The sequence below is a fragment of the Endozoicomonas sp. SESOKO3 genome, from assembly GCF_024606255.1.
Window position 1 is genome coordinate 1 of sequence record NZ_JAHHPR010000477.1, and the last position, 1,505, is coordinate 1,505.

The 1,505-nt window shown below is 46.2% G+C and carries 3 protein-coding genes; 2 read left to right on the forward strand and 1 reads right to left on the reverse strand.

What is annotated here, in order from left to right; genetic code table 11:
- Positions 1-358, forward strand: a 358-nt coding sequence (locus KDK18_RS08170) for a hypothetical protein (RefSeq protein ID WP_257254412.1), incomplete at its 5' end; no start/stop codon positions are given.
- Between the two features lie 74 nt (positions 359-432).
- Here KDK18_RS08170 and KDK18_RS08175 read toward each other — a convergent pair.
- Complete coding sequence (locus KDK18_RS08175) at positions 433-891, reverse strand: hypothetical protein (RefSeq protein ID WP_257254413.1); 459 nt, start codon at positions 889-891, stop codon at positions 433-435.
- Positions 892-938: 47 nt separating this feature from the next.
- On the opposite strand from KDK18_RS08175, the gene KDK18_RS08180 reads away from it, so the two are divergent.
- Positions 939-1,451, forward strand: coding sequence for a WD40 repeat domain-containing protein (locus KDK18_RS08180; RefSeq protein ID WP_257254414.1), 513 nt, complete (start codon positions 939-941; stop codon positions 1,449-1,451).
- Positions 1,452-1,505 lie beyond the last annotated feature (54 nt).

A 1,505-nucleotide genomic window follows, 5' to 3' on the forward strand; every position in this document is an offset into this window, starting at 1 on the left:
CTACGACACTGACGATTTCAACGATTTCAGACGACCGCCCTTTATGCCAGTACCTGACAAAATGATGGTCGACCTGATTCTCCTGCCCACTCTGAGCCTGCCGGCTAACTGGCGTGATCATCTGCCTTTTGTCGGGGTGTACCACTGGCTTACCAATACACAACCCGAAGGAGTAACGATTGTTGTACGGTTCGGTGATTCGCCGCCTTTTACCTTCCGAATCAGCCTGGCTGAATCCCGTGAACTGGCGGATAAGCTGCTTAATACACGTGCGCTTTTACACTGGCTCGCACCCAGGCTCAGTGGCAGGGAGCATCTGATACAACAGCTTCTGGAGCTGACAGCAGAACTCAGATGAACTATTACCTGAAGAAATCCTTAAATCCCTCCGAAAGCAACTGGCTATCGTGTTGGAACTACCAGACACTGAGTTCAGTCTTGAGTTTGAATACTCGGAACTGGAACGCACTTTTGAAAGACAGACCAAGGCTGGCTTTCTTTAATCGCTATTCTGCCCATTCGCTCACTTAACGTAAGCATATAAAGATGGGTTGATTTATCACTATCAGAAAAGGGGAAAGGTACAACAGCACTGGCCTCATAAGTAAAGCCCTGAGCGTCTAAGCTCTGTGCACAGACGATAAATGGCTGGTCGATCTGCCCGAAAATAGTGACTTCGCCAGTAAAAGACTGCGTTCGTGTGCCCTGAGTTTTTGTAGCAACACTTGCCGACCTGGCTCGAATGGTTATAGAGGAATCACTTTGTTTTTTTATAGGCAGCTGCCATTCCAAATATTCACCAGTGGCCACTTCAGGGTTTGTGAAAAAGGTAAGTGCTGTTGCTACAAATGCTACAGTGAACAACTGTAGAAAGGTGTAAAAGCTGTGCATTGCCAGACCGGTTAGGTTGCTGAGTTTATTCAGGGTAGTCTGTTTTTTTGACACTGCAAATTGGCGTCTCTATGGTTGGTGACAACTGTGCCGCGTTGTGGCATATGGATAGTATTATCAGCGGAGATACTGATCCATTGGCATTTATGGGACATGATGATGATGTGTATTTTATCGCTTTTGACCCAACAGGTCGTTATATTGTCACCACTTCCGGTGACCATACCGCCAAACTTTGGGATGGAACCCAGATTAAAAAGAATAGTCCTAAGCTTCTTGCAACGATGAACCATGGCTGCGCAGTTAAACAAGCCATTTTTATCCGCAACAACACTCGAGTATTCACCCGGAGCGACTGTGATATCAGGCTCTGGGATATTCAACATATCCCAGTCGATGGCAAAGCAAAGTTGCTTAATACCTTTCATACCGATGGAGGTTACTACAAAATTGAACTCGATCCCGCAGCGATCTGGCTGTTAACTGTCAACATCGAAGCCGCTGAAATTTGGGATATAGCAGCACTCCAGCCTGACTCGGAACTCTCCGATGCAGATTAGTATTTCAGACATTAAGTCAGATTTAGACCTTACCATTTCAAGGGAAACGAGCAT

Coding starts and splice junctions, on each gene's coding strand:
- KDK18_RS08175 (WP_257254413.1), bottom strand. CDS start 891: ATGCACAGCTTTTACACCTTTCTACAGTTGTTCACTGTAGCATTTGTA.